Origin of the sequence: Actinomadura sp. NPDC000929, assembly GCF_040492065.1 — a bacterium.
In the GTDB taxonomy this organism is placed as follows: domain Bacteria; phylum Actinomycetota; class Actinomycetes; order Streptosporangiales; family Streptosporangiaceae; genus Spirillospora; species Spirillospora verrucosospora.
The window spans coordinates 150,527-176,163 of record NZ_JBEUPA010000001.1 but is presented as its reverse complement, the minus strand read 5'-3'; the positions used below and the strand labels follow the sequence as shown (position 1 = coordinate 176,163).

Below are 25,637 nucleotides of genomic sequence, written 5' to 3'. Positions count from 1 at the left end.
AGATGTGCTCGTGTCCACGCGACTCTCCAAGACGTGCGCCGGTCCGCGTCCGGTTGCCGGGATAGTCGTAGGGAACCACGGCGAACGGCCCTTGTCCCCACCCTCCGGTGGCCGGATCCGGAGCACCGGGCGGTACCGGGTCGTAGTCTCGGAAGGGGCGTGAAAGCCCGGCGATGCGCTCGTCAGTCCGGTGCGGTGAAAGGATGATCGGCATGGGACAAGTCGTGGTTGACGCGGAGAGCACGTTGCAGGCGAGCCCGGACCAGGTCCTCGGAGCGCTCAGCGACTACACGGGGGTCCGTTCCCGCATGCTGACGGAGCACTTCAGCGAGTACGAGGTGCGGGAAGGCGGCCAGGGCGAGGGCACGGTGGTGCACTGGAAGCTGGCGGCCACCAGCAAGCGGGTGCGCGACTGCCTCTTCACCGTGAGCGCCCCCGCGGGCGACCGGTTGGTGGAGCGGGACGCCAACTCCTCGATGGTCACCACGTGGACGGTCACCCCCGCCGACGGAGGCGCGCGCGTCCACGTCACCACCACCTGGGACGGAGCGGGCGGCATCGGAGGCTTCTTCGAGCGGACGTTCGCTCCCAAGGGCCTGCAGCGCATCTACGACGCCCAGCTGGCCAAGCTGGCCTCCGTGCTGGGCACGTGACCGCCCCGCCCGACGAGGTCTACCGGCGGCGCTCCGCCCGTGTGCTGCTGGTGGACGACACCGACCGCGTCCTGCTGTTCCGCTGGCCGAAGGCCGCCGGCGACCCCGAGGCGGGCCACTGCTGGATCACTCCGGGCGGAGGCGTCGAGCAGGGCGAGACCCTGCGCGTGGCCGCCGCCCGCGAGCTGCGCGAGGAGACCGGCCTGATCGTCTCCCCGGAGGAGCTCGGCCCGCAGGTCGCCCTGGCCTCCGGCTACGCCGATCTCGGCTGGGCCCGAGGCGTGTTCCGGGACGACTTCTTCCTGTTCCGCACGCGGGCCCTCGACATCGACACCACGGGCTTCACCCGGATCGAGCGCGAGCACGTCAGCGCCCACCGCTGGTGGCGGATCGAGGAGCTGGCGAGCGTGGAAGAGCCGGTCTACCCCCTCATGCTCGCGGAACTCCTCACCGACCTCCTGGCGGGCCGCACCCCCACCGAGCCGATCCGCCTCCCCTGGCACCACTGAACAACCCACCGAACATGGCCCGCCGGATGCCGGGCCGGGGGAGGACGGTCAGCGGCCGTCGACGCGTCCGGCGGCGAAAGTGGCGGCTTGGGGACGGCGACCGGAGTTCCCTTGAGAGCTCAATGCTCGACGCGGCGTGCGAGGGTCTCCCATCGCCCCCACGAGCGCGTCTGAGGGCGCGTCCGCGCCAACGTCCGGGTGGCCGGTGAGGACGAGGCCGCGATGCCACGCCGTGCGGCGTGTGAGCGCCCAACCCGGTGTCGTGCGCAGGGACACATGGCCTTGGCCCGGGGAATCGGACGCGAGGAGTTCCGCCGTGACGGCGGTGTAGACGTACCCCGTGCATGGATGGGGAAGGACCGAACGCATCGCCACTGCGGAGGCGGGGCCAGGACGGCGGGCGGCTTCTTCGACGCATCTGCTTTTGATGGCGGCCAACGACTCGGTGTCTATGGTGGCTCGTCCTGTCACCCCCTGCCACACCGCGTAGCCGATGAGGCCGAGGAGGCCGGTGAGGTAGAGGGCCATGATTCCGGAAGGCCATGGCTGGGGCCTCCAGGAGCCGGTCAGGATTCCGGTGCCGACGTACCCGGAGAGGGCGAGCGCGACGATGGTCGTGTGCAGTGCGATGACGGCGCGGTCCCGGACGGGTGGCGGGAGTGGTCGCTCGGCTGTAGGTCCAGGGGGCGAGTCAAGCGTCGGTGCGCACATGGAGTGTCCGATCAGGAAGGTGGTGGGGCGATCTGACTGCGTGCTGCTCACGCTGCGGGACGGAACGTGACCTGCCACAAGGGTCGCGGGCATCTGGAGGTACGCGCGAGCCCTTTGCAGGAATTGAGTACGCGGCCAAGGGGGCAGAAGATCGGGCTTCGCTGAACACGGGTGGACTCATGTCGTTATGACCGTTATCCATCTCATTGCGAAGTTCTGCGAGTGCGTCAGTCAGCATAACCGTGATATGTCGCCAGACGATCCGTGCAAAGTTGCCGAACTTCCTGGAGAAGTTGTCATCCGCGCAACACCTCCTTGTCTTTCAGGGTTATAGTCCGGATCCGGTCAGAGGTCGGCTCCGCCTAGCCCTCATTATGGCTCACTGGCTTTGGCTATAAAGGGCGACCATAAATATTCGGTTCGAGATGGTAGCCCAATGGCCACATCGCTGTACCTCGCTTCCTTGTACCGTCCGGTACTGCGGATGAATGTCACATAACAACCGTTTGTTGGAAATCGGACATTCTGCTCTTCGGGCCGAGAAGCGGACGGCGGTCGCCCCTTCCCGGTTCTCGGGGGTGCTGACTCTGGGCTCTGACCGACCGGGTGGGGTGGTCGGCCTCAGGGCGGCCTAGGTGGGGACCGGCTCCGGTTCCGAGCGCTTGCCGCCCCCCCAAAGGAAGATCGAAAAGTCCAGTTCGCTCGGCTGCGCGCGTGAGGGGTGCCGTGCCAGGGCGGCGCGGCGGTCCGGCAACCCCGATCGCCCTGGATGTGTGGATCCGCATCCTGTGGCCCCTGCTGGTGTGTCACGAGAAGCTGTCAACTCGGTCCGCCCGGCGAATGTAACGAACATCACACTCGGTCCGGTCCGAAGCCCCCCTTCGACGCTTCTGCTTCGTCGGGCGTTGACCGGATTTGCATCATGGCGGCCATTTCCCCTGCTCAGCAGATCGGCGCCTCCCTCCACGCCGATATTAGAACGGGATTCCAGGTCGCCGTCCATATAGCCCGGTCGGGCTATTGGCGGGCTAGGGAGAACTATTCGCCCCCCCCCGAGCGTTGGTCCGGTGTCCAGAAGCGTCTGCGCCGTGTCCTGGGCGCATGGTTAGGATCTGCACCCATAAGGTCACGACGAGGGAGAGAGGCAGGACCCCGCTACGGCTTGAGTCAACCGCCCGAGCGGCGGCCCGCGACGACCGCATGAACCCCCGTCAGGGAGTAGGTCGAAAGCCACGTCCCGAACAAACTCATGCGTCGTGACAGACCGGACGTCCCCCGGCAGATCGTCGTTTTTCGCCGAAGCCTGTGGACGGCCCTCGCCGGCTCCGCGAGGACGCGCACCCCTTCCGGTCGGCCACGCCTCTCAGTACAAGGACTTATCCATTGTCTGAACACAGCTTCGATCCATCGTCCGGCGATCGCGGCCGCCACGGCCGCACGCGCGGGAGAGGCACACGGACCGGCTCTGGCACCAGCCCCAACCGGCACCACAGGCGCGCCGCTCCGCCGCCGGAGGACGGGGCGCCGCAGCAGAGCGCGCCCGGCTCGGAGCGGCTCGACGACCCGGCCCTCCAGCAGGGGGCGCCCGCGGAGCCCTCGCTTTCTGGCGACCGGTCGCGGCAGCCCGGATGGCGCGGGCTGCCGCGCAGGCTCTTGTGGTTCCGGCTCGGAGCACCCGTCCACAACACGGCGGTCGTGGTGGCCTGGATCGGCTTCGCCGGCGCCATCGGCGCGTCGCCCCTCGTCCCGTTCGCGCTGTCGGCCATCGCCCATCGCGGCGGCGACGGCATCGGTTCGCACTCCCGCGTGGCGACGATCATCCGCGTCCCCGCCGGAGAGACCTACGCCTACAGGTACCCGAGCATGTCCAGCCCGCATGCCAAGAAGAGGGCGGTCTACCGCGAGGGCGACACCGTCGAGGTCGTCTGCCAGATCCGCGACGGAGAGCCCGTCACCTTGCCTGGCGATGGTCGCCCCAACTACGCGGTCCGTGTGTGGGATCAACTTCCTAACGGCAGCTGGATCCCGGACATCTTCACTTCGCTGGAGGGCAAGCGGGGCGACAAGCCTCCGGCTGGTCTCGGGCTGTGCGCCGAACCCACCGGCGAGCCCGTTCCGGCCCCCTGACCGGACGCACACCACGACCGTGCCGCCCCTCGGGCAGAAGGGACGGCGCTGACCACGACACATCGAAGGGCCGGATCTGGAAGGTTCCGGCCCTGAACCTTCTTTTGAAGCAAAGCTCCGCGAACGGTACGGGTGATGGGCGGGTCATCCGTGGGGGGTGAGGGAGGTGAAGCCTCCGACTATGGCTCCGTAGCCGACGTGGGCGAGGACGGTGACCAGTGGTGTGCTGGGTCCGTAGTTGAGCATCAGGAACCCGGGGGGTTCCAGGAGGGCGACCTTGGGGGCGCTGGTCAACGGGCTGCCCATTCGGGGGTGGACCAGCGGCAGCAGGATGTTGACCAGCGCGGTGCCGGCGAACATCCCGTGCACCAGACCGAAGAGAGCCCCGAGCCCCCAGCCGGCGTGGCCGATGGCGAGGAAGACGGCGTAGTAGACGAACGCGAACACCTCGCCGCTGACGAAGTGCAGGAGGTAGCCGATCGCCTTGGCGCGGGCCCGGTTGGCGGTCAGGGCGGTGCCGAGCAGGAACGGCAGGTCCGCGCGGGTGAGCTTGAACTCGCTGGCGGCCCGCAGGACGGTGGTCAGGACCAGGGTGGCGACGAAGGCGCCCGCGGCGGTTCCCCAGGCGCTCACCCGACCGCCTCCCCGGCGACCGAGCCGATGGCGCACGCGGCGTTGATCAACGCCAGGTGGCTCAGGCCCTGGGGCAGGTTCCCGAGGAAGGCGCCAGTGTCCGGATCGATCTCCTCGCCGTAGAGGCCGACATCGTTGGCCAGGCCGACCAGGTCGTCCATGAGGGCGACGGCCTGGTCGAGGCGCCCGGTTCGGGCGAGGCACTCGGCCAGCCAGAACGAGCACGCGAGGAACGCGCCTTCGGTACCGCTCAACCCGTCCTCGCCGGAGTACCGGTCGACGAACGGTCCGTGCCGCAGCTCGCGGCCCACGGCGTCGACCGTGGCGCGCATGCGCGGATCGTCGGGCGGTGCGTAGCCGTGGAGGAGACCGAGCAGCACGGCGGCGTCCAGCTCCGAACTATCGGCGGAGCGCGTGTAGCAGCGGCGGCGGGGCGAGAAGCAACGCGTCTCGACGAAGTCGCGCACCTGGGTGCGGGCGAGGCGCCAGCGGGCCGAACCGCGGTCCTGGATCAGTCCGCGCTCGCTCAGGTCGACGGCCCGGTCGAGCGCGACCCAGCACATCATCTTCGAGTGCGTGAAGTGCAGGGGCTCGCTGCGGACCTCCCAGATCCCCGAGTCGGGACGCCGCCAGGCGGCGCAGACGAAGTCGGCCAGCTCGGCCAGGCGCCGGGCGAGGTCCGCGTCCAGCCGTCCGGCGGCGCCTGCGTACAGCCAGCCGGTCTGCAGCAGCTCACCGTAGGTGTCCAGCTGGACTTGGGCGCCCGCCGCGTTGCCGATCCGAACCGGCCTGGAGCCCCGGTAGCCCGCCAGGGGGAGCGTCCGTTCCGGGGCGTGGCCGCCCCCGTCCAGGCGGTAGAGCACCCGCAGCCGCGGATGTGTGAGCTGGGTGGCGTGCATGAGCCACCAGAAGTAGGCGTCCGCCTCGGCGGGGCACCCCAGCCGGAGAAGCGCGTCGAGGGTGAACACCGAGTCGCGGACCCAGGAGAAGCGGTAGTCCCAGTTGCGTCCGCCTCCGACCTGCTCCGGCAGCGAGGAGGTGACCGCGGCCGCGATCGCCCCCGAGGGAGCGAAGATCAGGAGCTTGAGCGCCAGCGCGCTGCGCAGCACGGCGTCCCGCCACATGCCTTCGTACGAACGTTCCCGCGTCCAGCCGCGCCAGGCCGCGATGGTGTGCTCCATACGGGCGTCGCATTCGGACCGGGTCGGCAGGACGAGCGGTTCCTGGTGCGCGAACGGCATCGTCACCAGGGCCTGCCGCCCCGCCGCCAGTTCGAGGCGGCCACTGATCGCCCGGTCGGAGCACACCGGCTCGCCCGCGTCCCAGGCGCAGACCGCGAGCGCGTCCCCGCCGGCCACCACCACCGGAACACCGGCGCGCCGTGTGATCCGCGGACGGCGGGCACCGTAACCGAACCGCGGCTGCACGCTCCACCGCAACGGCACGACGCCGGTCACGCCGTCGAGGCGCCGTTGCAACTCCCGCATCGGCCCCAGCGTTTCGCCGCCTTCCAGCGTCATGGAGTCGGTGACCCGCACACTGCCGCGGCCGGTGGTGAACGTGGTCTCCAGCACGTTGGTGCCTGGAAGGTACCGCCGGACGACTGTGAACGGTTCCTCCGGCTCCAGCAGGAAACGGCCGCCTCGCACGGGATCCAGGACGGCGGCGAACACCGAGGGGGAGTCCAGGTACGGCAGCCCCAGCCAGTCCACCGACCCGTCGACGGCGACCAGCGCGGCGCTGCGCCCGTCCCCGATCACCGCGTAGTCGCGCAGCGGGACGTGGCCGTCGCTCCGCCCGATCGCCATGAGTCAGGGCCTCACTCGGTCACGGCCCATCGCTTCCTCCCTATGACTCCAGGAATTCCCGCAGTTCACCGCCCTGAAGCGCTCAGACGGCGAGTCGCTCGGCGCCGCGGCTTTGAGGCGTGTGGGAGGCGACCTGGATTCTCCCCAACCGGTGTTAGAGGCAAATTGACCCTCTATTGAGTGCTAAATACTGGTTTGAGACGTATGTGTGGGAGATGGCCGATGTGGACTTCTCGGCGCTGTTCCAGGCGTTGCCCGTAGCGTGCTCGATCCTGTCGCGGGAGTGGGAGTACGTGACGGTCAACTGCGCGTACGAGCGGGCGTCGGGGCGGTCGCGCGAGCAGTTGATCGGCCGGTACGTGTTCCACGTGTTCCCCGGCGGGCCGGAGGGGGACAGCGCCCGCCGGCTGAAGGACTCGCTGGAACGGGTGGTGAACGAGGGCGAGGCCGACCGGATGGGCCTGCAGCGCTACGACGTCGAGGAACCGGCGGGGTCGGGGGTGTTCCAGGAGCGTCACTGGACCATCGTGAACACGCCGCTGTTCGGGCCGGACGGGCGGGTGGCGTGGGTGGTCAACCAGGTGGAGGACGTCACCGGGTTCGTCCAGCGACTGCGTGAGGCCGACGCCGGTGCCGAGCCGGTACGGCAGGCGCTGGCGGCGGGAACGCAGGCGGTGGAGGCCGAGTTGTTCACGCGGGCCCGTGAGCTGCAGGAGGTCAACCAGCGGCTGCGGCGCGCCCAGGCGCGAGAGCGCCACGCCGCGGAGGCGGCGCGCCGGGCCCTGGAGATCCAGCAGCAGGCCATCGCCGACACCTCGCATGACCTGCGCGGCCCCGTCTCCGGCCTGCGAACCCGCCTGGAGGTCGCGCTGAGCGACCCCGAGGCCGACTCCCGCCTGGTCCTGGACGCCGCGCTGCACGACGCCGAACGCATCGGCGACATCGTCGCCGACCTGCTGGAGCTGGCCCGGCTGGAGGCCCGCACCCCGCTGGACACCAGGTCGGTCGACCTTGCGCGCCTGGTGCGGGCCGAAGTGGACCGCCGAGACGAAGCACACCGGACGCCGGGCGTGCGGGTCACCGTCGACGCCGAGCCGGGCGTCATCGTGGACGTCTCGCCCGTCCGGCTGACACGCCTGCTGAACAACCTGCTCGACAACGCCGAACGCCACGCCCGGAGCCGCATCGAGGTGACGGTCGCCCGCGAGCGAGGGGAGGCGGTCCTGAACGTCACCGACGACGGGCCCGGCATCCCCGCCGACGAGCGCGAGAGCGTCTTCCGCCGCTTCTTCCGGCGCGCCGACGCCCGCCGGTTCGATCCCGAGGGCAGCGGACTGGGCCTGCCCATAGCCCGCCAGATCGCCCAGGCCCACGACGGGAGCCTGCACATCGCCGACCACTCGCCCGGCACTCGCTTCACGCTGCGACTGCCTCTCCAGGAGCCTCACGACGGCTTCTAGGCTCGCTGTACGGTGCTCCGGCAGCACCGCCACCGAGGCGCCGGGCCTGGCCGGCCTCGGCTCCGCCCGAGCCTGGGCGGAGCGGCGAGGTCCACGCGGCTTCAGGCCAGGGTCCGGGCGGGCGCGGCCTCCCAGGCGAAGCCGTCCGGGTCGGTGAAGGCCTCGTCGCCGCCGGCGAGCACGAGCCGGTGCGAGCCGGTGCCGTCCTGGGGGACTCCGATGTCCTTGGCCAGGGCGCGGAGCGGGTAGAGCGCCAGCGTGACGGCCGAGGACGGGGTGTCGAACTCGGCGTACTTGCCCCCGAAGCTCTTGGCGACGGCCAGACCGCGGTCGACGTAGAACCGCTTGCTCGCCTTGACGTCCGCGACCCCCAGCAGCAACGCGATCTGGTCGAACTCCCGGGCGGGGGGCGCGGAGTCCTTCTTCTTGGAGGACGCGACCTTGCAGATCGTCCCGTCCGGGGCCTGGACGACGCCGCCGTAGCCCCAGAAGGACTTCGTGGCGGGCTTCAGCGTCGTGGCGCCGGCGTCGACGGCGGCGCCGATGAGGGCGTCGACGTTGCCGGGCTGGGACGCGACGAGCGACAGCGCGAAGCCGCGGAATCCCGTGGCCGGCTCGTCCGAGGCGCGGACGTTCACGCGGTCGGCGATGCCGAAGGCCTCGTAGAAGGCCTCCGCGGCCGCGGGGTCGAAGACTTCCAGGGTGACGGATGCGAAGGAGATCATGATGCTTCTTTCTCGTTAGGTGGTTCTCGTCCGGTGGCGACGGTCGTGCTCAGCGGTCCTGGATCAGCCCGAGGACGTTGCCGTCCTGGTCGGTGACGGTGGCGACCAGCCGTCCGGCGCCGACGTCGTGCGCGGCCTCCTTCACGGCCGCGCCGGCGGCGGTCAGCTCGGCGAGCTTCGCCTCGATGTCCGGCACGTGCCAGTAGGCCACCGGCGAGGTCATGCCCTGCGGGCCGCCGTCCGGGACCAGCCCGATGTGCTGGCCCCCGACCTCGAATCCGACGTAGTAGGACGAGTCCGTCTGCGGGGCCTGGCCGAGAAGGGCGGTGTACACCGCCTTGGCCTTGGTCAGGTCGCTCACGGGATGCAGCACGGTCCTGATCCCGCGGACGGGGGAGCCGTTCATGGTCACTCCTGGAGTCGGGGGCCGCGTCGACCCGCTGTTCAACTGCACACAGCCTCGCGCCGAGGCCGCCCCGGCCACATCCGTGGCGACTACGGAACCGGCTACGCACCCGCCCCTACGCACCCGCCTACGCACCCGCCCTCACGCAACGCGGGCACGGAACGGGGAGCGGGGCGCTTGCGACAGAATGGGACAGTGGTAGCGACAGTGGATATCTCGCCCCGGGAAGCCGAGGTGCTGGAGCTGGTCGGGGAGCATCTCAGCAACGCCGAGATCGCGGCGCGGCTGTTCATCTCCGTCCGCACCGCCGAGAGCCACGTCTCCGCCCTGCTGCGGAAGCTGGACGTCCCGGACCGGCGGGCGCTCGCCGGGCGGGCCGCCGCGGGCGGCCGCGCCGCCGGCGCGTCGCGGCCGGCGCCCGTCCTGCCGGCCCCGCTCACCTCGTTCGTCGGGCGGGCGAGCGAGCGCGCCGAGCTGGCCGAGGTGATCGGGAAGGATCGGCAGGTGACCGCGGTGGGACCGGGAGGCGTGGGCAAGACCCGGCTCGCACTGGCCGTCGCGGCGGATGCCGCGGGCGCGTTCGCGGACGGGGTCTGGTTCGTCGATCTGGTGCCCGTCACCGACCCGGGCATGGTCGCGGACGCGGTCGCCGGCGCCCTCGGTCTCGGCGAGCAGCCCGGCCGCGGCATGACCGAGTCGGTGGCCGCCGCGCTGGCCGACCGGCGCGCCCTGCTCGTCCTGGACAACTGCGAGCAGGTGCGGGACGGCGTGGCGCTGTTCCTGGAGCGGCTGCTCGCGGCGTGCCCCCAGGTGACGGTGCTGGCGACGAGCCGGGCCCGGTTGATGGTGCCGTTCGAGCGGGTGTACGCCGTCCCGCCGCTGTCGCTGTCCGACGGGGAGTCGGACGCGGTCGCGCTGTTCAAGGAGCGGGCGACGGCGATCGGCTGGCCACTGGATCCTCCGCTGCACGAGCACATCCGCTCGATCTGCGAGCGGCTCGACGGCATGGCGCTGTCGATCGAGCTGGCCGCCGCCCGGTACCCCACGCTCGGGCTGGACGGTCTCACCGCGGCCCTGTCCCACCCCCTGCGGACGCTCGCCGGCGGCCCCCGCGCCGACGACCGGCACCGCTCGGTGCGGGCGGCGGTGGACTGGAGCCACACCCTGCTCGAACCGGCCGACCGGGAGCTCCTGCGCCGGGTGTCGGTGTTCGTCGCGCCGTTCACCGCCGCGGCGGCGGCGGAAGTGGCCGGGGCCGAGCAGGGGGTGGTGGTCGAAGGGCTGGCCCGCCTGGCGGAACAGAGCCTGCTGCTGGTGCGGGCGTCCGCGGGTGCGACCGAGTACCGGGCGCTGGAGACGATCCGCCAGTACGGGGTCGAGCGGCTCACCGAAGCCGGTGAGCTGGACGGCGTCCGCGCCCGGCACCTCCGCTGGTGCCTGGCGACGGCCGCGAGCCTCACCGGCGCCGCCGGAACGGACTGGCGGCCCCGCTTCGACGCCGCCGCCGACGACCTCCGCTCCGCCCTCGCCTGGGCGGCCGAACAGCCGGACCACCGCGCGGACGCGCACGATCTCGCGCTCCGCCTGGCGGAACTCGCCTTCACCCGCAACCTGGTCGGGGAGTCCCAGCAGCGGTACGAGCAGGCCGCCGCGCTGGCCGGGGAACCGGCCGGGGCTGCGGCGGCGCTCCGGCACGCCGCCGCCGTCGCCGGGTGCCGCATGCACGGAGACGACATGTACCGGCTGCACCGGGCCGCCGCGGACGCCGCCCGCCGGTCCGGCGACACCGCCCGCGCCGCCGCCGACCTGGCGACCGCCGCGACCACCGTGTTCCGCTTCTCGGGCACGTTCGTCCGGACGCCGCCCCCGGAGGAGACGCTCGCGCTGATCGCCGAGGCGCGCGAGCACGCCGGAGACGACCCCGTCGCGCGGGCGGCCGTCGCGCTGGCCGAGGCCGCGTCGGTCGCCGACGCGTTCGGCGCCGACCAGGACCCGCACGACGACGCCGTCGCGCGGACGCTCGCGCGCGCCGAGGACGCGGTCGGGCTCGCCCACCGCACCGGCGTCCCGTCCGCCGAGTCCGCCGCGCTCGACGCGCTCTCCGCCGTCCAGAGCTGGGTCGGCGACGCGTTCGCCGCCGCGGCCACGGCCCGCCGCCGCGTCACCCTCCTGTCGTCCGCGCCGACCACGCCCGCTGTCGCCCACGAGCTCGTCCAGGCCCTCGGCGAGGCCGCCCAGACCGGCATCGGTGTCGGGGACCTGCCCGACGCCCGGCACTGGGCGAGACTCCTCGCGGATCACCCGTCGCTCGCCGAGGTGGGACACCGCGCGACGAGCTGGCAGCTGGTCGCCGACGCGCTGGCGGGCGACGCCGAGGGCGTGCTCACCGGCGCCGTCCGGTTCCTGGACGGGTGGCGGCGGAGCGGCAGCCCCATGTGGCCGGAGCTCGAACCGGCGGTGACCGCCGTCGCGATGATCCACGGCCTCCGCGGAGATCAGGACGCCCGGAACGAGTGGAACACGATCCTGGGGCGGTTCGGCACGTCACCGAACCGGACCCATGGCCACGGCGCGGTGTTCGACGCGATGCTGCTGCTCCACAACGGGCAGGCGCCGGAGGCGATGGAGCGGCTGGCTCCCGGCCCCGGCGAGGTGTGGAGGTGGGTCACCTGGATCTGGCTCCACTGGTACGTGGCCCTGCGCGCGGAGGCCACGGTCCTCGCGGGAGGACCCGACGCACGCGAACGCCTGGCCGACGCCCGCGAGATCACCGCCGGTGACCCGGTCGCCGGGGCGATCGTGGAACGCGCCGGGGCGCTCCTCGACGGCGCCCGGGAGCGGTTGCTCGCCACGGTGGACGCCTTCGACGCCGCGGGCTGCCGCTACCAGTCGGCCCGCACCCTGCTGCTCGCGGGCGGCGACCACGCCGTCCAGGGAACGCGCGCCCTCACCGCTCTCGGCCTCGCCCCCACGGCCGCCCGCTGACCGGACGGAACCCGAACGGGCGCCGCAGCTCTTCCCCGTCCGGCCAGGCGGGGTGGTTCTGCCCGGTGCAGAACCACCCCTCCATGTGGATCCGGCCTCGTCCGGGCCTGCGGCGGCCTCAGTCGCGGGGCAGGCGCTCCAGCCGCTTGGCGGCGGTGGCCTCGTGCGCGGGCATGAGGTCGGCCTGCGAGATGGTGACGACGTGCGGCGCGACCGTGCGGACCCCCTCGTCGGTGTCGATCCGCTGCCAGGTCACCGTCTTCAGGAAGGACGCGACGGACAGGCCGCCCGTGTAGCGGCCCGCGCCGGCGGTGGGGAGCACGTGGTTCGTGCCGATCACCTTGTCGCTGAAGGCGACGGTCGCGCGCTGCCCGACGAACAGCGAACCGTAGTTGCGCAGGTTCTTCAGGTACCAGTCGTCGCGGTCGGTGTGCACCTCCAGATGCTCGGCCGCGAGGAGGTCGCTCAGCCGGACGGCGTCCTCGTGGTCGGCGGCGAGCAGCACGAAGCCGTAGTCGCGCCAGGCCGCGCCCGGAACCTCCGCCCCTCCGGCCTTCTCCAGGTCGACGAGCTGGCGGTCGATCTCGGCGACGACCGCCTCCGCCATGGCGCGGCTGGTCGTGATCAGGGCGGCGGGCGAGGTCGGGCCGTGCTCGGCCTGGCCGAGCAGGTCCGCGGCGACCAGTTCGGGGTCGGCCGAGTCGTCGGCGATCACCGCGACCTCGGACGGTCCGGCGATCATGTCGATGCCGACCTGGCCGTACAGCTGCCGCTTGGCCTCGGCGACGAAGGCGTTGCCGGGGCCGACGAGCTTGTCCACCGGGCCGGCGCCGTCCAGCAGGCCGAACGCCATCGCCGCGACGGCCTGGACCCCGCCGAGGCAGTAGACGGCGTCCGCGCCGGACGCGGTGAGGCTGTACAGCGTCGGCGCGTGCACGCCGCGGCCGGCGCGCGGCGGGGTGCACGCGATCACACGGTCCACTCCGGCGACCTTGGGAACCTTCACCGTCATGAACGGGCTGGCCAGCATCGGGACCCGCCCGGCGGGCGCGTAGGCGCCGACGTGGGCGAGCGGGATCTGCCGCTGCCCGAGAACCACCCCGGGCAGCGTCTCGGCCTCGAAGTCGGTGAGGGTGGCGAGCTGGCGGGCCGCGAACCCGGCGACCTGCTCGATGCCGAAGTCGATGCTCTCCCGCAGCTTCGGGTCGAGGTCGGCCCTCGCCCGGGCCTCGTCGGCGGTGACCTCGAAGGATTCGGGGTCCCAGTCGTCCAGTTCGCGGGAGTACCGGCGGACGGCGTCCATGCCGTCCCTCTCGATCGTCGACAGCATCTCGCTCACCCGGTCGCGGACCTGCGGGTCGACGGCGCTGGAGGCGACCTTCAGCGGCTTCTTGATCAGGGTCACGTCGCCGGCGGGAACACGCACGGTGGAACTCCTTAAACGAGAGGTTCGGAGGGGAAGGCTGGCGGCCCGCCCGTCATGGGCCGGACTTTCACGCGGGGCGGACGGCCCTCGCGCGAAGCCGGGGCGGGTCGAAGGGCGTGGTCGGCCCCGGTGGTCCAGGCGAGGAGCGGGGGGCGGGGACGCCGAGCCGAGCACGGCCGCCGCACGCGACTGCCCGGTTGCCGCGAGGTTAGCCGACCTGCTTTGCGAAGGGGTAGCCTCTCTTTCCTTAGGAAGCGGAAGGCAATTCCTTAATGACGCTGATCCAGTTGCTGTACTTCGTCTCCGCGGTGGAAGCGGGCTCGTTCTCCGCCGCGGCCGAGCGGCTGCGCCTGGCGACGCCGTCGGTCTCGGAGCAGATCCGGCGCCTGGAGCGGCATGTGGGCACGGCCCTGTTCGAGCGCGGGCGCGTGCTGCAGCTCACCGCCGCGGGCCGGGCGCTGCTGCCCCAGGCCCGCGCGACCCTGCGGGCGGCCGAGGAGGCGGAGCGGGCGGTGGCCGACGTCCGCGGCCTCAGGGGCGGGCTCGCGAGCTTCGGCCTGTTCCGCAACGCGGACTACTACCTGGTGGGTCCCCTGGTCGAGACCTTCCTGAGGGAGCATCCGCGGGTGCGCCTCCGTCTCCCGGGGCAGAACAGCGCCGAGGTCGCCGACGCCGTCCGGGCCGGGCGGCTGGAGGCGGGACTGGTCGTCCTGCCGGTCGACGACGAGAGCCTGACCGTCGACTCGATCCTGCGGGACGAGGTGCGCTACGTCAGCGCCGACCCGCGGCGGGCGGGCGGTCCGGTGCCGCTGGAACGGCTGGCCCGGGAGCGGTTGATCCTCTACGACGCCGCATGGGCCGCGGTGGACCCGACCCGGCGCCAGCTCGCGACGCGGATGCAGACGCGCGGGTTGACCATGGCGCCGTACGTCGAGGTCGAGCGGGTGGAGGGCGCGCTGGAGCTCGTCCGGAGGGGGCTCGGCGACACCATCGCGGCGAGCACCGTCCTGCGCACGCTCGATCCCGGCCTCCACAGCGCTTCGCTGGAGGAGCCGCTGCACGACGAGATCGCGGTGATCCAGCGGCGCGGCGCGCGCCTGTCGGCGGCGACCGCCGAGTTCATCCGGCTCGCGCGCGCCCACCTGCACCGTCTCGCGCAGGACGGCCCGCACGCCCGGATCCTCGGCCCGCGGGACTGACCGGGGGCGCGGCAGCCCTTACGCCACAGGGCTTTTCGAGGACGCACAGGATAGTCCTGTGGAAGGTAGAGGATCATTCGGCGTTGTCCTTCGGATCCGGCGGCTCGTAGATTTCGCGCCAAGCCACTCGATGTGGGCCGGCGCACACGCCGGCCCTCCCCGCCGGCTCGGCGACCCGCCGGCGGCGACCGGGTCGGCGCGGCGCGACCGCCGCCCCGCCGAGGGGAGCGGAGGTCGGTCCGCGGCCCCGGACCGAAGGAAAGGTCGGTGAGATCACAGATGGCGGACCCGCTACTCCAGGCCCGCGGCATCGGCAAGAGCTACGGGCACGTGGAGGTGCTCCGGGGAGTCGACTTCGCCGTCGCCCGCGGTGAGGTGACGGCCCTGATCGGGGACAACGGAGCCGGCAAGAGCACCCTGGTCAAGATCCTCTCAGGTGCGCTCGGCCCGGACGCGGGGGAGATCCTGCTGGACGGTGAGCGGGTGACCTTCAGCTCGCCGGAGAGCGCCCACGACATGGGCATCGAGACCGTCTACCAGGACCTCGCCCTCGCTCCGGAACTCGGCTCGGCCGAGAACGTCTTCGCCGGGCGGGAGCTGCTCAGACCCGGCCTCCTCGGACGGCTCGGCGTTCTCGACCGCAGGACCATGCGGGACCGGGCCCGCCAGGCGTTCGTCGACATGGGCACCGACGTCAAGGACATCGAGGCGCCGGTCGCCGCGCTGTCGGGCGGCCAGCGGCAGAGCGTCGCGATCTGCCGGTCGGTGATGTGGGCCGACAAGGTGATCTTCATGGACGAGCCGACCGCGGCCCTCGGCGTCCGGCAGACCGGCAAGGTCCTGGAGCTGATCCGGCGGGTCGCGGACAAGGGGATCGCGGTCGTGCTGATCAGCCACAACATGCCCGAGGTGCTCCAGGTCGCCGACAGCGTCCAGGTGCTGCGGCTCGGCCGGCGCGTCGCCGAGTACCGGGCGGCGGAGACGACCGTGGAACAGCTGGTCGGCGCGATGACCGGCGCTCTGGAAGGGAAGGCCGCATGACCGAGACCCCCGCGCCGGCCACCCCGGCGGAAGCCGCCGACGAGACGGCCCTGGACCCCTCGAACGGCACGGACGCGACCGGCGCGGACGACGCGAGCGGCGCTCTGAAGATCGCTCACCGGTCTCCGCTGCGCAGGTTCCTGTCCACCTCGCCGGCCTACATGGGCCTGGTGCTGGCGCTGCTCGTCCTGCTGTTCTCCATGCTGCGACCGGAGGCGTTCCCCACCGCCGCGACGGGCCGCAACGTCTCGCTGGACATCTCGGTGCTGCTGGTCATGGCCGTCGGCATGACGTACGTGATGGTGGCGGGCGGCTTCGACCTGTCGATCGGGTCGGTGCTGGTGTTCTCCGGCGTGGTGATGGCCAAGACGATGTCCGCGATCGGCGGCGACGGCGCCCTCGTCGTGGTCGCCGGGATGGCGGCGGCGGTGCTCGCCGGCATCGCCTGGGGCGTGCTGAACGGCGCGTGCATCGCGCTGCTGAAGGTCCCCGCCCTGATCACCACGCTCGGCACGATGGGCGCCGCGCTCGGCGCGTCCCAGATCATGACGGGCGGCAACGACGTCACCACCGTCCCGGACGCGCTGCTGAAGATCACCACGTCCCGGCCGCTCGGCTTCAGCTGGCTGGTCTACGTCGCCGCGATCACCGCACTGGTCGGCGGCCTGATCCTCGCCTACACCCGGTTCGGCCGCCACACCTACCTCGTCGGCTCCAACGCGGAGTCGGCCCGCCGCGCCGGCATCAACGTGAACCGGCACCTGATCAAGCTGTACGCCGTCAGCGGCGGCCTCGCCGGGGTGGCGGGCGCGATGTCGCTCACCCGCTTCGCCACCACCACGATCTCCGGCCACGCCACCGACGCGCTGCAGGTCATCACCGGGGTCGTGCTCGGCGGGACGAGCCTGTTCGGCGGCATCGGCACCATCCTCGGCACCGTCGTCGGCATCTTCATCCCCGCCGTCCTCCAGAACGGCTTCGTCGTCACCCACGTCCAGCCCTACTGGCAGCAGGTCGTCATCGGCTTCGTGCTGATCGCGGCCGTCTACGTCGACCACCTCAAGCGCGCCCGGCGCGATCGCAGCTAGGAGACCTCATGAGAAACAGCACCGCGTTGCGGCTGTCCGCCGCGGCCGGGGTGGCCGCCCTGGCCCTCACCGCCTGCGGCTCCGGGGCGGACGCGGCCTCGGGCCAGAAGCGGATCGTCTACGTCCCGGCCGTGACCGGCATCCCCTTCTACAACACCGTCGCGTGCGGGGCGCAGGAGAAGGCGAAGGAACTCGGCGCCAAGCTGGACGTGCAGGGCCCGCCCGAGTTCGACCCCGCGAAGCAATCGGCGATCGTCAACGCGCTGGTGGCGGACAAGCCGGACGCGATCATGATCTCGGTGGCCGACTCCAAGGCGCTGATCCCGCCGCTGAAGCTCGCCAAGGCCGCCGGCATCAAGATCATCGGTGTGGACGGCGACGTGGACGACCGCTCGATCATGACGACCAACATCATCTCCAACAACCTCAAGGGCGGCGCGCTCGCCGCGGACGAGATGGCGAAGGCCACCGGCGGCAAGGGCGAGGTCATGGGGTTGAACAACGACCCGGGCAACCCGCTCGGCGAGGCGCGCGCCAAGGGGTTCACCGACCAGCTGAAGAAGTACCCGGGGATGAAGTACCTCGGCACCCAGTACAGCAAGAACGAGACCGCCAAGGCGTCCTCGATCGCCTCCAGCGCCAGTTCGTCCAACCCGAGGCTCACCGGCATCTACGCCATGTCGACCACCAACTCGGAGGGCGCCGTCACCGGCCTGCGTGAATCGGGAAGGACGGGGAAGGTCAAGCTCATCGGCTTCGACATCTCCGGGCCCATCGAGACGGCGCTCAACGGCAAGCAGATGGCCGGGACCATCGTCCAGCACCCCTACCAGGAGGGCCAGATCGGCGTGCAGTCGGCTCTGGACGCGGTGGCGGGCAAGCCGGTGCCGCGCGACCAGAACTCCGATCTCGTCTTCGCGACCCCCGAGAACCTGGCCACGCCGGAAGTGCAGAAGTACGTGTACAAGAAAGAGTGCGGCAAGTGACGGAGACCGGCCGGGACGTGCCCATCGAGTCCGGGGAGCCGCGCGGTGGGGAGAAGTCCCCGCGGCCCGCGCCGGAGATGTCCTCCACCGGACGCGTCATGCCCGCGGACTTCTCGATCGCCCTGTCGGAGGGCCGCGGCGCCACCCTTCCCGACGGCGACTACAGCCGGCGGAAGCAGTCGCTGCGCGGGTTCGAGGACCACTACACCGACATCGTCGACTACATCGTCCGGATCACGCACCGCATCTGGGAAGACCAGGACATCGGCTACATCTACGACACCTACGCGCCGGGCTGCCGCGTGTTCGACGACAGCGGCCCGCGGCACGGCATCGAGGAGATGGTCGCTGGAACGATCCAGGCGATCGCCGCCTTCCCCAACATGCGGCACTACGCCGACGAGGTGATCTGGGCGGGCGACGACGAGCAGGGCTTCGTCACGTCCCACCGCGCGCTGAACATCGGCGACCACACCGGCCACTGGCGGTGGGGCCCGCCGACCCACCGCCGCCTCAACACCTGGGTCATCGCCAACTGCGTCATCAGGGACAACGAGATCTACGAGGAGTGGGTCCTCTACAACACCGCGGCCAAGCTGCAGCAGCTCGGCCTCGACGTGGCGGCCTGCGCGCGGGAGTTCGGCAACGCCGGCGCGCTGCGGCCGTACACCGAACGCGAGCAGACCGAGGTGGAACGGCTGCGGGGCGGGCGCAAGCCCGTCGCCGTGGCCGAGCCCGACACCTCCGGCCCGTTCGACGTGGAGGAGTGGGTCCGCGCCCTCTTCCACAACACCTACAACCGCCGCGACCTGAGCACCGTCGACCGGTTCTACGCGCAGAACGTCCGCTGGTACGGCGCCACCAACCGGCAGGGGTACGGCAGGGCGCAGGTGAGGTCGATGGCCCGCGCGCTGCTGGCGACGTTCCCGGACCTCGGCGTCCACGTCGACGAGGTCTACTGGATGGGCAATCCGGACGAGGGCTACAGGGTCAGCGTGCGCTGGGGCGGCGCGGGCACCCACAAGGGCTACTCGCTGTACGGCGCGCCGACGGGCCGCCAGGTGCACATCTGGGGCATGTCGCAGCTGTACGTCCGGAACGGTGAGATCGTTGAGGAGTGGGCGCTGTTCAACGAGTTCGACGTGATGGCGCAACTCCTCCGGGACGAGCCCGCCGCGCTGCTCTGACCCGGCGATCGGGGGACATGGAGGGCGATCGGGGGACATGGAGATGGCATCGACGGTGACCCGGGTGACGTGCGTGCAGCTCGCGCCCGTCCTCGGCGACCTGGCCGGCAACATCCGGCGCGCCCGTTCGGCGATCCGCGCCGCCGTCGCGAACGGCGCGCGGATCGTCGTGCTTCCCGAGTTGGCGACCTCCGGCTATCTGTTCGCGAGCGCGGAGGCGGCCCGGGCCGCGTCCATCGGCGCGGACGATCCGCGGCTGGCGGCGTGGTCGGACGAAGCGGCCCAGGGCGACGCCGTGGTCGTCGCCGGATTCTGCGAGAGGGGCCCGGACGGCCTCGTCCACAACAGCGCCATGGTGCTGGACGGAACGGGGGTGCGCGCCGTCTACCGAAAGGTCCACCTGTGGGACCGCGAGAAGACGCTGTTCACGCCCGGCCGCGCGGAACCGCCCGTGCTCGACACCGCGTACGGCCGGATCGGCGTGCTGATCTGCTACGACCTGGAGTTCCCCGAGATGCCCCGCGCCCTGGCGCTGCGGGGCGCCGACCTCGTCGCGGTGCCGACGAACTGGCCGGTGGTGCCGCGCCCGGACGGCGAGCGCCCGCCGGAGGTGGTGGCCGCGATGGCCGCCGCCCGGGCCAGCCGCGTCTTCGTCGCCTGCTGCGACCGCTCCGGGCTGGAACGCGGGGAGCGGTGGACGCGGGGCACCTCCCTCGTCGACCCGGACGGCTGGGTCCGGGCGAGCACCGACGCGCAGGACGGCCACGCGACGGCCGACCTCGACCTCCCCGCGGCACGAGCCAAGCGGCTCACCGACCTGGCCGACGTCATCGCCGACCGGCGGCCCGAGCTGTACGGGGAGATCGTGCGGCCAGGTCACGCGTCGCCCGGCGGCGCCGAGGTCAGCTGACGCCGGGGCGGCGCCTGGCCGTCCCTCCCGTCGCCGGGTAGACGCGCTGGGCCGGGTCGTTGATCCCGGCCAGCAGGGTGCTCCGCGCGCGCCGCGCCAGCTCCCGGGCCCCCGGCGACAGCACCGACGAGGTGCGCTGGATGAAGGCGATGGTGTCGTACAGCGGTTCGGCGAACGGGACGGTCCCGACCTCGGGCGGGCAGAACGGGCTGTCGGCGACGGCCCGGGAGATGAACGTGTCCCCGACGCCCCGGGCGACCAGGGCCAGCGCCGCCTCCACGTGCTCCACCTCGATGATCGGGTCGATCCGCAGCCCCTCCAGCTGGGCCCGTTCGGCGATCTGGCGGCGGGTCGGGTCGGACCAGCCGTACCGGGCGTCGTACATGACCAGGTCGGCCTCCGCCATGCGGCGGATCGTCATGGGCGCCGCGAGCCGCTCGGGGTCGGCGCTGGCGTAGAAGACCTCGTCGCGGATGAGCGGCGTCACCCGCAGCCCCGCGTCGTCCACCGGCAGCACGACCAGGCCGGCCTCCAGCTCTCCCTTGGAGACGGCCGCGGCGACCTCGCTGGAGTTCTGCCCGACGAGCCGGAGCCGGACGTTCGGGAACGCCTCGTGGAACTGCTGGGCCAGGTCGGGCAGCAGGTAGAAGGAGGCGTTGCGCAGCAGGCCGAAGGTCACCTCGCCGCCGTCCAGGGAGCCGATGGACCGCAGCGCCGCGCGCCCCTCGTCCACCGAGGAGACGGCCTGCTCGGCGAACGGCAGCAGCTCCGCGCCGGCCGAGGTCAGCACGAGGCGGCGGCCGCCCCGGATGAACAGCGCCAGCCCGGCCTCCTCCTCCATCCGGCGGATGAGCTCCGACACCGACGCCTGCGCCATCTTCAGCTCCGCCGCGGCGGCGGTGAAGGATCCCGTCCGGACGGTGAGCAGGAACGCGCGCAGCTGGTTCAGAGTCACAGGGGAACCCTATGGCAAATGTGGGATAAGTCGGTCTAGTCCTGTTCTGTCGCGCTCCCTAGCCTGTCCATGGGACGCATTCCCCGCCGGGCGCCCGCGGACGAGTCCCTCCCGTCTCCACCCCCCTCCGCCCGAAGGACGAAATGATCACCTTTCTGAAGGAGGCCGTCGCCTCCGAGCAGATCGCCGCCGACAACGGCCGCGTCGCGCAGACCGTCCGCGGCATCCTCGACGACGTCCGCGCCCGCGGGGACGCGGCGGTCCGCGAGTACTCCGCCCGCTTCGACGACTGGACCCCCGCCGCCTTCCGGCTGACCCCGGGCCAGATCGACGAGATCGTCGCGCGGGTGCCCCAGCAGGTCATCGAGGACATCGAGTGGGTCCAGGGGCAGGTCCGCGCCTTCGCCGAGCGGCAGCGCGCCTCCATCACCGACTTCGAGATGGAGACGCTGCCCGGGGTGCGCCTCGGCCAGCGCAACCTGCCGGTCCGCGCGGTCGGCGCCTACGTGCCCGGCGGGCGGTACCCGCTCACCGCGTCCGCGCACATGACGATCGTGACCGCGAAGGTCGCCGGGGTCTCGCGGGTGGCGGCCTGCACACCGCCGATCCGCGGCGAGGTGCCCGCCGCCACCGTCGCCGCGATGCACCTCGCCGGAGCGGACGAGATCCACCTGCTGGGCGGCGTCCAGGCGATGGCGGCGCTGGCGATCGGCACCGAGTCCATGGAGCGGGTCGACATGATCGCCGGACCGGGCAACGCCTATGTCGCCGAGGCCAAGCGGCAGCTGTTCGGCGAGGTCGGCATCGACCTGTTCGCCGGGCCCACCGAGATCCTCGTGATCGCCGACGACGCCGCCGACCCGTTCGTCGTGGCCGTCGACCTGCTGAGCCAGGCCGAGCACGGACCCGACTCGCCGGCGGTGCTCGTCACCACCAGCGAGCAGGTGGCGCGCAGGGCGATGGCGCACGTGGAGCGGCTCCTCGGCGACATGCCCACCCGCGACTTCGCCGCCCCGGCCTGGCGCGACCACGGGCAGGTCCTCGTGGTGGACGACCTGGACGAGGCCTTCGCCGTCGCCGACACCTTCGCCTCCGAGCACGTCCAGGTCCTCACCCGCGAACCGCGCCAGGCCCTGGCGAAGATGCACGACTACGGCGCGCTCTTCCTCGGCGAGGGCACCTGCGTGTCGTACGGGGACAAGGTGATCGGCACCAACCACGTGCTGCCCACCAGGGGCAGCGCCCGGTTCACCGGCGGCCTGTGGGTCGGCAAGTACCTCAAGACCGTCACCTACCAGGAGGTGACCGACACCGAGTCCAGCGCGACGCTCGGCGAGGTGTGCGGCCGCGCCGCCCGGGTGGAGCTGTTCGAGGGCCACGCCCGCTCCGGCGACGTCCGCACGGCGAAGTACCGGGGCGGAACGCTGCCGTGGAGCGACCACGCCTTCACCGGGGTGCGCGCCGATGCCTGACGTCCCGGGCGACGTGCTCGACGGCGTGCGCGGCCGGACGGCGCTGGTCACCGGCGCCGGCAACGGCCTCGGCCGCGCCATCGCCCTCGCCCTCGGCGACGCCGGGGTCCGGGTGGTCGGCGCCGGGCGCACGCGGGCGAACCTGGAGGAGACGGCCCGGCTGCTGACCGCCCGCGGCGCCGGCGCCCGCGTCGTCGAGGCCGACGTCGCCGACGCCGGCTCGGTGGCGGACCTGGCGTCGGCGGTCGCCGGCGAGGACGTGTCCATCGTGGTGAACTGCGCGGGCGTCGCCGGACCGGTCAGGCCGCTCACCGAGATCGAGCCGGACGAGTGGGACGCGGTGTTCGCCGCCAACGTGCGCGGCACCTACCTCGTCTGCCGCGCGCTGATCCCCGCCCTGCTCGCCCGCGGCTCCGGCGACATCATCAACATCGCGTCGGTCAGCGGCAAGCGCCCGCTGGCGATGCGCACCCCCTACACCGCCTCGAAGATGGCCGTGATCGGCCTCACCACCACCCTCGGCGCGGAGGTGGGCCCGCTCGGCATCCGGGTCAACTCGCTGTCGCCGGGGCCCGTCCGCGGCCCCCGCATGGAGCGCAACTTCCGGCTGGAGGCCGCCCGTCTCGGCATCACCGAGCAGGAGGCCGAGACGGCGTTCGCCTCCCGCGCCGCGCTCGGCCGTCTCCTCGAAGAGGAGGAGGTCGGGCGCGCCGTGGTGGCGATGCTGATGATGTCGGGCCTGCACTGCGCCGACATCGACCTGTCCGCCGGGATGGTCGCGCGGTGAGCGGCGGCGCCGGCCCGCTGGTGCTGCTTCCCGGCATGCTCGGCGACGCCACGGTGTGGGACGGCGTGGTCGCGGCGCTCGGACCGGAGACGAACGTCCTGCGCACGCGCGTCGACCTCGACGACTCGATCGCCGGGCTCGCCTCGCGGGTGCTCGACCGGTCGCCCGCGCGGTTCGCGCTGGCCGGCCATTCGCTCGGCGGCATCGTCGCTCTGGAGGTCGTGCGGCGGGCCCCCGCCCGCGTCACCCGGCTGGCGCTGCTCAACACCAGCGCCGGCGCGGGCTCGCCCGCCCAGCGCGCCGGATGGGCGCGGCTCGCCGAGCGCGTCGGGCGAGGCGAGTTCGCGGCGGTCGCCGCCGAGCTGGCGAGGGCCACGCTGCCCGCCGTCCGCCGCGCCGACCCCCGCCTGGTCTCCCGCAACGAGAGCATGGCCGGGACCGTGGGGCCGGACGGCCTGCTGCGGCAGCTCCGCGCCCAGGAATCGCGGATCGACCTCCACCCCTCGCTGGCCGCGATCGACGTCCCGGTTCTGGTACTGAGCGGTGAGCTGGACGAGGTGAGCCCGCCGACCCTCCAGCGGGACCTCGCCGAGCCGATCCGCACGGCGCGGCACGAGGTCGTCCCGGGCTGCGGGCACATGTCCCCTCTGGAGTGCCCCGGCGAGGTCGCCGCCCACCTCCGCGGCTGGCTCGCGAGGTGACGCGGCGGCCCGCCCGGTCAGCCGCGCGTGTGCGAGGTGCGCAGGACCGGCTCCACGGGGTGGACGACGCGCCGCGGCCCGCCGTCGTCCCCCGCGATCCTCTCCAGGAGCCGGTCCACGGCGCTGCGCAGCATGTCGTCGAACGGCACGCGCAGCGTGGTCAGCCCGACCAGCGGCCACGCCGCCTGCTCCAGATCGTCGAAGCCCACGAGGGCGAGATCGCCCGGCACCCGCAGCCCGAGCTCGTGCGCGCCGTTCATCGCCCCCAGGGCGATCGTGTCGTTGGCGCAGAACAGCGCCTGCGGGAGCCGCCCCTCCGCGGCCATCGCCGCCACCGCCGAACGCCCGTGCTCGAAGTCGAACCCGCCGTGCCGGACCCACGCCGGGTCGGGGGCGATCCCGGCTTCCGCGAGCGCGGACCGGTAGCCGTCCTCCCGCTCCCGCGCCGTGCTCGCCGTGCGCGGCCCGAGCAGCGCGCCGACCTCGCGGTGACCCGCCTCCAGCAGGATCCGGGTGCCGAGCCGCGCGCCGAGCCGGTCGTCGGCGACGCAGGCGTCGAGCGGAACGTCCTCGGCGTAGCGGTGCAGCAGCACCGCCGGCACCCCGCGCTCGCGCAGCACCCCCGGGAGCCGCGAGTCCCGCGACGCGGTGGAGACGATCACGCCGTCCACCGTGCCGCCGAGCAGCTGCGACTCGATGTCGTCCGGATCGCCGTGCTCGGCGATCAGGGAGAGCCGGTAGTGGCGCCGGTCCAGCTCGTCGCACAGCCGCCCCACCAGCAGCGACCACAGCGGATTGTCGAGATCGACGACCATGGCGATGCGGCGGCTGCTGCGCGTGACCAGGTCGCGGGCCCGGTCGCTCGGGACGTAGCGCAACCGTGCCGCCGCCTCCCGGACGCGCCGTGCGGTCTCGGGTGGAATGCCCGGATGGCCGCGTAGCGCCCGCGAGACCGTGGACTGCGACACCCCGGCGGCGCGCGCCACGTCCAGGCTCGTCACCCGCATCCGTTCCTCCCTCCGCCGCCCTGCGGGTCAGTATCCGCCGGACGGCGCCGTGGTCGCCGCCGTCCCCCGCACGGCCGCGACGGCCTCCGACGCGGCCCGCCGCAGGAGGGCCATGTCGCCGCCCGGCGTCACGAAAGCGTAGCCCCGCTCGGTGAGCCGCAGCGCGGCCTCGGTGCCGGCGGCGAAGGCGCCCGCGATCACCCCGGCCGCGTGCGCGGCCTCGGCGATCCGCCCCAGCGCCGCGTCGACCTCGGGCGGCGGAACGGCCAGCCCGGGCTCGACGCCCAGCGCGAGAGCGAGATCGTTCGGACCGACGAAGACCCCGTCCAGGCCGGGCGTGGCCGCGATCGCCTCCACCTGGTCGAGGGCGGCCCGCGACTCGACCATCGCCCAGGTCAGGATCCGCTCGTCGGCCCGCTCGACGTATCCGGAGACCTGGGCGAGGTTCGCGCGGGCCGGCCCGTAACTGCGCACGCCCCTCGGCGGGTACCGGCACATCGCGACGAACCGCGCCGCCTGGTCGGGATCGTCCACGGCCGGGCAGATGATCCCGTACGCGCCCGCGTCCAGCAGCTTGCCGATCACGGCGGCGTCGAGCGCCGGGGTGCGCGCCAGGGGGACGGCGGGCCCCGCGGACACGGCCTGGATCAGGTGCACGGCGGTGTCCAGCCCGAACATGCCGTGCTGGAGGTCCACGGTCACCGAGTCGAACCCCGAGTACGAGAGGGTCTCGGCGAGATAGGCGCTGCCGGCCGACACCCACGCGTTGACCACGGTCTCGCCCGCGCCGAAGAGCTCCTTGAGCCGGTTGTCGCGCATGTGCTCCGCCTCTCTGTGAAAGCTGTGCATACGTTAGCACGC

22 protein-coding genes are annotated in these 25,637 nt (G+C 72.5%); 14 read left to right on the top strand and 8 right to left on the bottom strand.

Going from position 1 to position 25,637, the window contains the following annotated elements; all coding sequences use genetic code 11:
• Nucleotides 1–212: 212 nt before the first annotated feature.
• From ABWI04_RS00740 to ABWI04_RS00730, 3 genes are all read left to right on the top strand, one after another.
• The gene (locus ABWI04_RS00740) at nucleotides 213–653 is read left to right on the top strand and encodes an SRPBCC family protein (RefSeq protein WP_345175930.1); all 441 of its coding nucleotides are present in this window, start codon (nucleotides 213–215) and stop codon (nucleotides 651–653) included.
• On the top strand, nucleotides 650–1,162 hold the full coding sequence (locus ABWI04_RS00735; RefSeq protein WP_345175927.1) for an NUDIX hydrolase: 513 nt from the start codon (nucleotides 650–652) through the stop codon (nucleotides 1,160–1,162). Before ABWI04_RS00740 ends, ABWI04_RS00735 begins: the two co-directional genes overlap by 4 nt.
• A 2,094-nt stretch (nucleotides 1,163–3,256) precedes the next feature.
• Nucleotides 3,257–4,000, top strand: a complete 744-nt coding sequence (locus ABWI04_RS00730) for a hypothetical protein (protein WP_353831006.1) — start codon at nucleotides 3,257–3,259, stop codon at nucleotides 3,998–4,000.
• Nucleotides 4,001–4,144: 144 nt separating this feature from the next.
• Here ABWI04_RS00730 and ABWI04_RS00725 read toward each other — a convergent pair whose 3' ends face one another.
• A complete protein-coding gene (locus ABWI04_RS00725) occupies nucleotides 4,145–4,633 on the bottom strand; it encodes a hypothetical protein (protein ID WP_345175926.1) in 489 nt (162 codons plus the stop codon).
• Nucleotides 4,630–6,441: a glycoside hydrolase family 15 protein gene (locus ABWI04_RS00720; protein WP_345175924.1), complete on the bottom strand. Its 1,812-nt coding sequence runs from the start codon at nucleotides 6,439–6,441 to the stop codon at nucleotides 4,630–4,632. Before ABWI04_RS00720 ends, ABWI04_RS00725 begins: the two co-directional genes overlap by 4 nt.
• A gap of 215 nt (nucleotides 6,442–6,656) precedes the next feature.
• On the opposite strand from ABWI04_RS00720, the gene ABWI04_RS00715 reads away from it, so the two are divergent.
• The gene (locus ABWI04_RS00715) at nucleotides 6,657–7,901 is read left to right on the top strand and encodes a PAS domain-containing sensor histidine kinase (RefSeq protein WP_353831005.1); all 1,245 of its coding nucleotides are present in this window, start codon (nucleotides 6,657–6,659) and stop codon (nucleotides 7,899–7,901) included.
• Between the two features lie 101 nt (nucleotides 7,902–8,002).
• On the opposite strand, the gene ABWI04_RS00710 is transcribed toward ABWI04_RS00715, so the two are convergent.
• Together ABWI04_RS00710 and ABWI04_RS00705 are read right to left on the bottom strand one after the other, a co-directional pair.
• Nucleotides 8,003–8,626, bottom strand: coding sequence for a VOC family protein (locus ABWI04_RS00710; protein WP_353831004.1), 624 nt, complete (start codon nucleotides 8,624–8,626; stop codon nucleotides 8,003–8,005).
• 49 nt (nucleotides 8,627–8,675) lie between these two features.
• Nucleotides 8,676–9,032, bottom strand: a complete 357-nt coding sequence (locus tag ABWI04_RS00705) for a VOC family protein (protein WP_345175917.1) — start codon at nucleotides 9,030–9,032, stop codon at nucleotides 8,676–8,678.
• A 207-nt stretch (nucleotides 9,033–9,239) separates the two neighbouring features.
• Between ABWI04_RS00705 and ABWI04_RS00700 the strand changes: the two genes are divergently transcribed.
• A complete protein-coding gene (locus ABWI04_RS00700; protein WP_353831003.1) occupies nucleotides 9,240–12,017 on the top strand; it encodes an ATP-binding protein in 2,778 nt (925 codons plus the stop codon).
• A 118-nt stretch (nucleotides 12,018–12,135) separates the two neighbouring features.
• Here ABWI04_RS00700 and hisD (ABWI04_RS00695) read toward each other — a convergent pair whose 3' ends face one another.
• Nucleotides 12,136–13,443, bottom strand: coding sequence for a histidinol dehydrogenase (hisD, locus tag ABWI04_RS00695; RefSeq protein ID WP_353831002.1), 1,308 nt, complete (start codon nucleotides 13,441–13,443; stop codon nucleotides 12,136–12,138).
• Between the two features lie 272 nt (nucleotides 13,444–13,715).
• On the opposite strand from hisD (ABWI04_RS00695), the gene ABWI04_RS00690 reads away from it, so the two are divergent.
• From ABWI04_RS00690 to ABWI04_RS00665, 6 genes are all read left to right on the top strand, one after another.
• Nucleotides 13,716–14,642, top strand: coding sequence for a LysR family transcriptional regulator (locus ABWI04_RS00690; protein ID WP_353831001.1), 927 nt, complete (start codon nucleotides 13,716–13,718; stop codon nucleotides 14,640–14,642).
• A 267-nt stretch (nucleotides 14,643–14,909) separates the two neighbouring features.
• Nucleotides 14,910–15,683 (top strand): ATP-binding cassette domain-containing protein, encoded by a 774-nt coding sequence (locus ABWI04_RS00685; RefSeq protein ID WP_353831000.1) that lies wholly within the window; start codon nucleotides 14,910–14,912, stop codon nucleotides 15,681–15,683.
• Nucleotides 15,680–16,771, top strand: coding sequence for an ABC transporter permease (locus ABWI04_RS00680; protein WP_353830999.1), 1,092 nt, complete (start codon nucleotides 15,680–15,682; stop codon nucleotides 16,769–16,771). The genes ABWI04_RS00685 and ABWI04_RS00680 overlap by 4 nt, the downstream gene beginning before the upstream one ends.
• 8 nt (nucleotides 16,772–16,779) lie before the next feature.
• Complete coding sequence (locus ABWI04_RS00675) at nucleotides 16,780–17,757, top strand: ABC transporter substrate-binding protein (RefSeq protein WP_345175904.1); 978 nt, start codon at nucleotides 16,780–16,782, stop codon at nucleotides 17,755–17,757.
• Nucleotides 17,754–18,944: an ester cyclase gene (locus tag ABWI04_RS00670; RefSeq protein ID WP_353830998.1), complete on the top strand. Its 1,191-nt coding sequence runs from the start codon at nucleotides 17,754–17,756 to the stop codon at nucleotides 18,942–18,944. The genes ABWI04_RS00675 and ABWI04_RS00670 overlap by 4 nt, the downstream gene beginning before the upstream one ends.
• A 43-nt stretch (nucleotides 18,945–18,987) precedes the next feature.
• The gene (locus ABWI04_RS00665) at nucleotides 18,988–19,854 is read left to right on the top strand and encodes a nitrilase-related carbon-nitrogen hydrolase (protein ID WP_353830997.1); all 867 of its coding nucleotides are present in this window, start codon (nucleotides 18,988–18,990) and stop codon (nucleotides 19,852–19,854) included.
• Here ABWI04_RS00665 and ABWI04_RS00660 read toward each other — a convergent pair.
• The gene (locus ABWI04_RS00660; RefSeq protein WP_345175900.1) at nucleotides 19,847–20,809 is read right to left on the bottom strand and encodes a LysR family transcriptional regulator; all 963 of its coding nucleotides are present in this window, start codon (nucleotides 20,807–20,809) and stop codon (nucleotides 19,847–19,849) included. The genes ABWI04_RS00665 and ABWI04_RS00660 overlap by 8 nt on opposite strands.
• 143 nt (nucleotides 20,810–20,952) lie before the next feature.
• On the opposite strand from ABWI04_RS00660, the gene hisD (ABWI04_RS00655) reads away from it, so the two are divergent.
• From hisD (ABWI04_RS00655) to ABWI04_RS00645, 3 genes are read left to right on the top strand one after another with little or no spacing between them, the layout of a single operon-like run.
• On the top strand, nucleotides 20,953–22,281 hold the full coding sequence (gene hisD / locus ABWI04_RS00655; RefSeq protein WP_353830996.1) for a histidinol dehydrogenase: 1,329 nt from the start codon (nucleotides 20,953–20,955) through the stop codon (nucleotides 22,279–22,281).
• The gene (locus ABWI04_RS00650) at nucleotides 22,274–23,068 is read left to right on the top strand and encodes an SDR family NAD(P)-dependent oxidoreductase (protein ID WP_345175895.1); all 795 of its coding nucleotides are present in this window, start codon (nucleotides 22,274–22,276) and stop codon (nucleotides 23,066–23,068) included. Before hisD (ABWI04_RS00655) ends, ABWI04_RS00650 begins: the two co-directional genes overlap by 8 nt.
• Entirely contained in the window at nucleotides 23,065–23,769 is a 705-nt protein-coding gene (locus tag ABWI04_RS00645) for an alpha/beta fold hydrolase (protein WP_353830995.1), read from the top strand. The genes ABWI04_RS00650 and ABWI04_RS00645 overlap by 4 nt, the downstream gene beginning before the upstream one ends.
• 17 nt (nucleotides 23,770–23,786) lie before the next feature.
• On the opposite strand, the gene ABWI04_RS00640 is transcribed toward ABWI04_RS00645, so the two are convergent.
• Nucleotides 23,787–24,776: a LacI family DNA-binding transcriptional regulator gene (locus ABWI04_RS00640; RefSeq protein ID WP_353830994.1), complete on the bottom strand. Its 990-nt coding sequence runs from the start codon at nucleotides 24,774–24,776 to the stop codon at nucleotides 23,787–23,789.
• A gap of 27 nt (nucleotides 24,777–24,803) precedes the next feature.
• Entirely contained in the window at nucleotides 24,804–25,595 is a 792-nt protein-coding gene (locus ABWI04_RS00635; protein WP_353830993.1) for an HpcH/HpaI aldolase family protein, read from the bottom strand.
• Nucleotides 25,596–25,637 lie beyond the last annotated feature (42 nt).

Excerpts from the sequence above, each read along its gene's own strand:
- ABWI04_RS00675 (WP_345175904.1), top strand. The coding sequence starts at position 16,780 with ATGAGAAACAGCACCGCGTTGCGGCTGTCCGCCGCGGCCGGGGTGGCC.
- ABWI04_RS00720 (WP_345175924.1), bottom strand. The coding sequence starts at position 6,441 with ATGGCGATCGGGCGGAGCGACGGCCACGTCCCGCTGCGCGACTACGCG.
- ABWI04_RS00635 (WP_353830993.1), bottom strand. The coding sequence starts at position 25,595 with ATGCGCGACAACCGGCTCAAGGAGCTCTTCGGCGCGGGCGAGACCGTG.
- ABWI04_RS00650 (WP_345175895.1), top strand. The coding sequence starts at position 22,274 with ATGCCTGACGTCCCGGGCGACGTGCTCGACGGCGTGCGCGGCCGGACG.
- ABWI04_RS00680 (WP_353830999.1), top strand. The coding sequence starts at position 15,680 with ATGACCGAGACCCCCGCGCCGGCCACCCCGGCGGAAGCCGCCGACGAG.
- ABWI04_RS00690 (WP_353831001.1), top strand. The coding sequence starts at position 13,716 with ATGACGCTGATCCAGTTGCTGTACTTCGTCTCCGCGGTGGAAGCGGGC.
- ABWI04_RS00740 (WP_345175930.1), top strand. The coding sequence starts at position 213 with ATGGGACAAGTCGTGGTTGACGCGGAGAGCACGTTGCAGGCGAGCCCG.
- ABWI04_RS00665 (WP_353830997.1), top strand. The coding sequence starts at position 18,988 with ATGGCATCGACGGTGACCCGGGTGACGTGCGTGCAGCTCGCGCCCGTC.
- ABWI04_RS00705 (WP_345175917.1), bottom strand. The coding sequence starts at position 9,032 with ATGAACGGCTCCCCCGTCCGCGGGATCAGGACCGTGCTGCATCCCGTG.
- ABWI04_RS00715 (WP_353831005.1), top strand. The coding sequence starts at position 6,657 with ATGGCCGATGTGGACTTCTCGGCGCTGTTCCAGGCGTTGCCCGTAGCG.
- ABWI04_RS00710 (WP_353831004.1), bottom strand. The coding sequence starts at position 8,626 with ATGATCTCCTTCGCATCCGTCACCCTGGAAGTCTTCGACCCCGCGGCC.
- hisD (WP_353830996.1), top strand. The coding sequence starts at position 20,953 with ATGATCACCTTTCTGAAGGAGGCCGTCGCCTCCGAGCAGATCGCCGCC.
- ABWI04_RS00640 (WP_353830994.1), bottom strand. The coding sequence starts at position 24,776 with ATGCGGGTGACGAGCCTGGACGTGGCGCGCGCCGCCGGGGTGTCGCAG.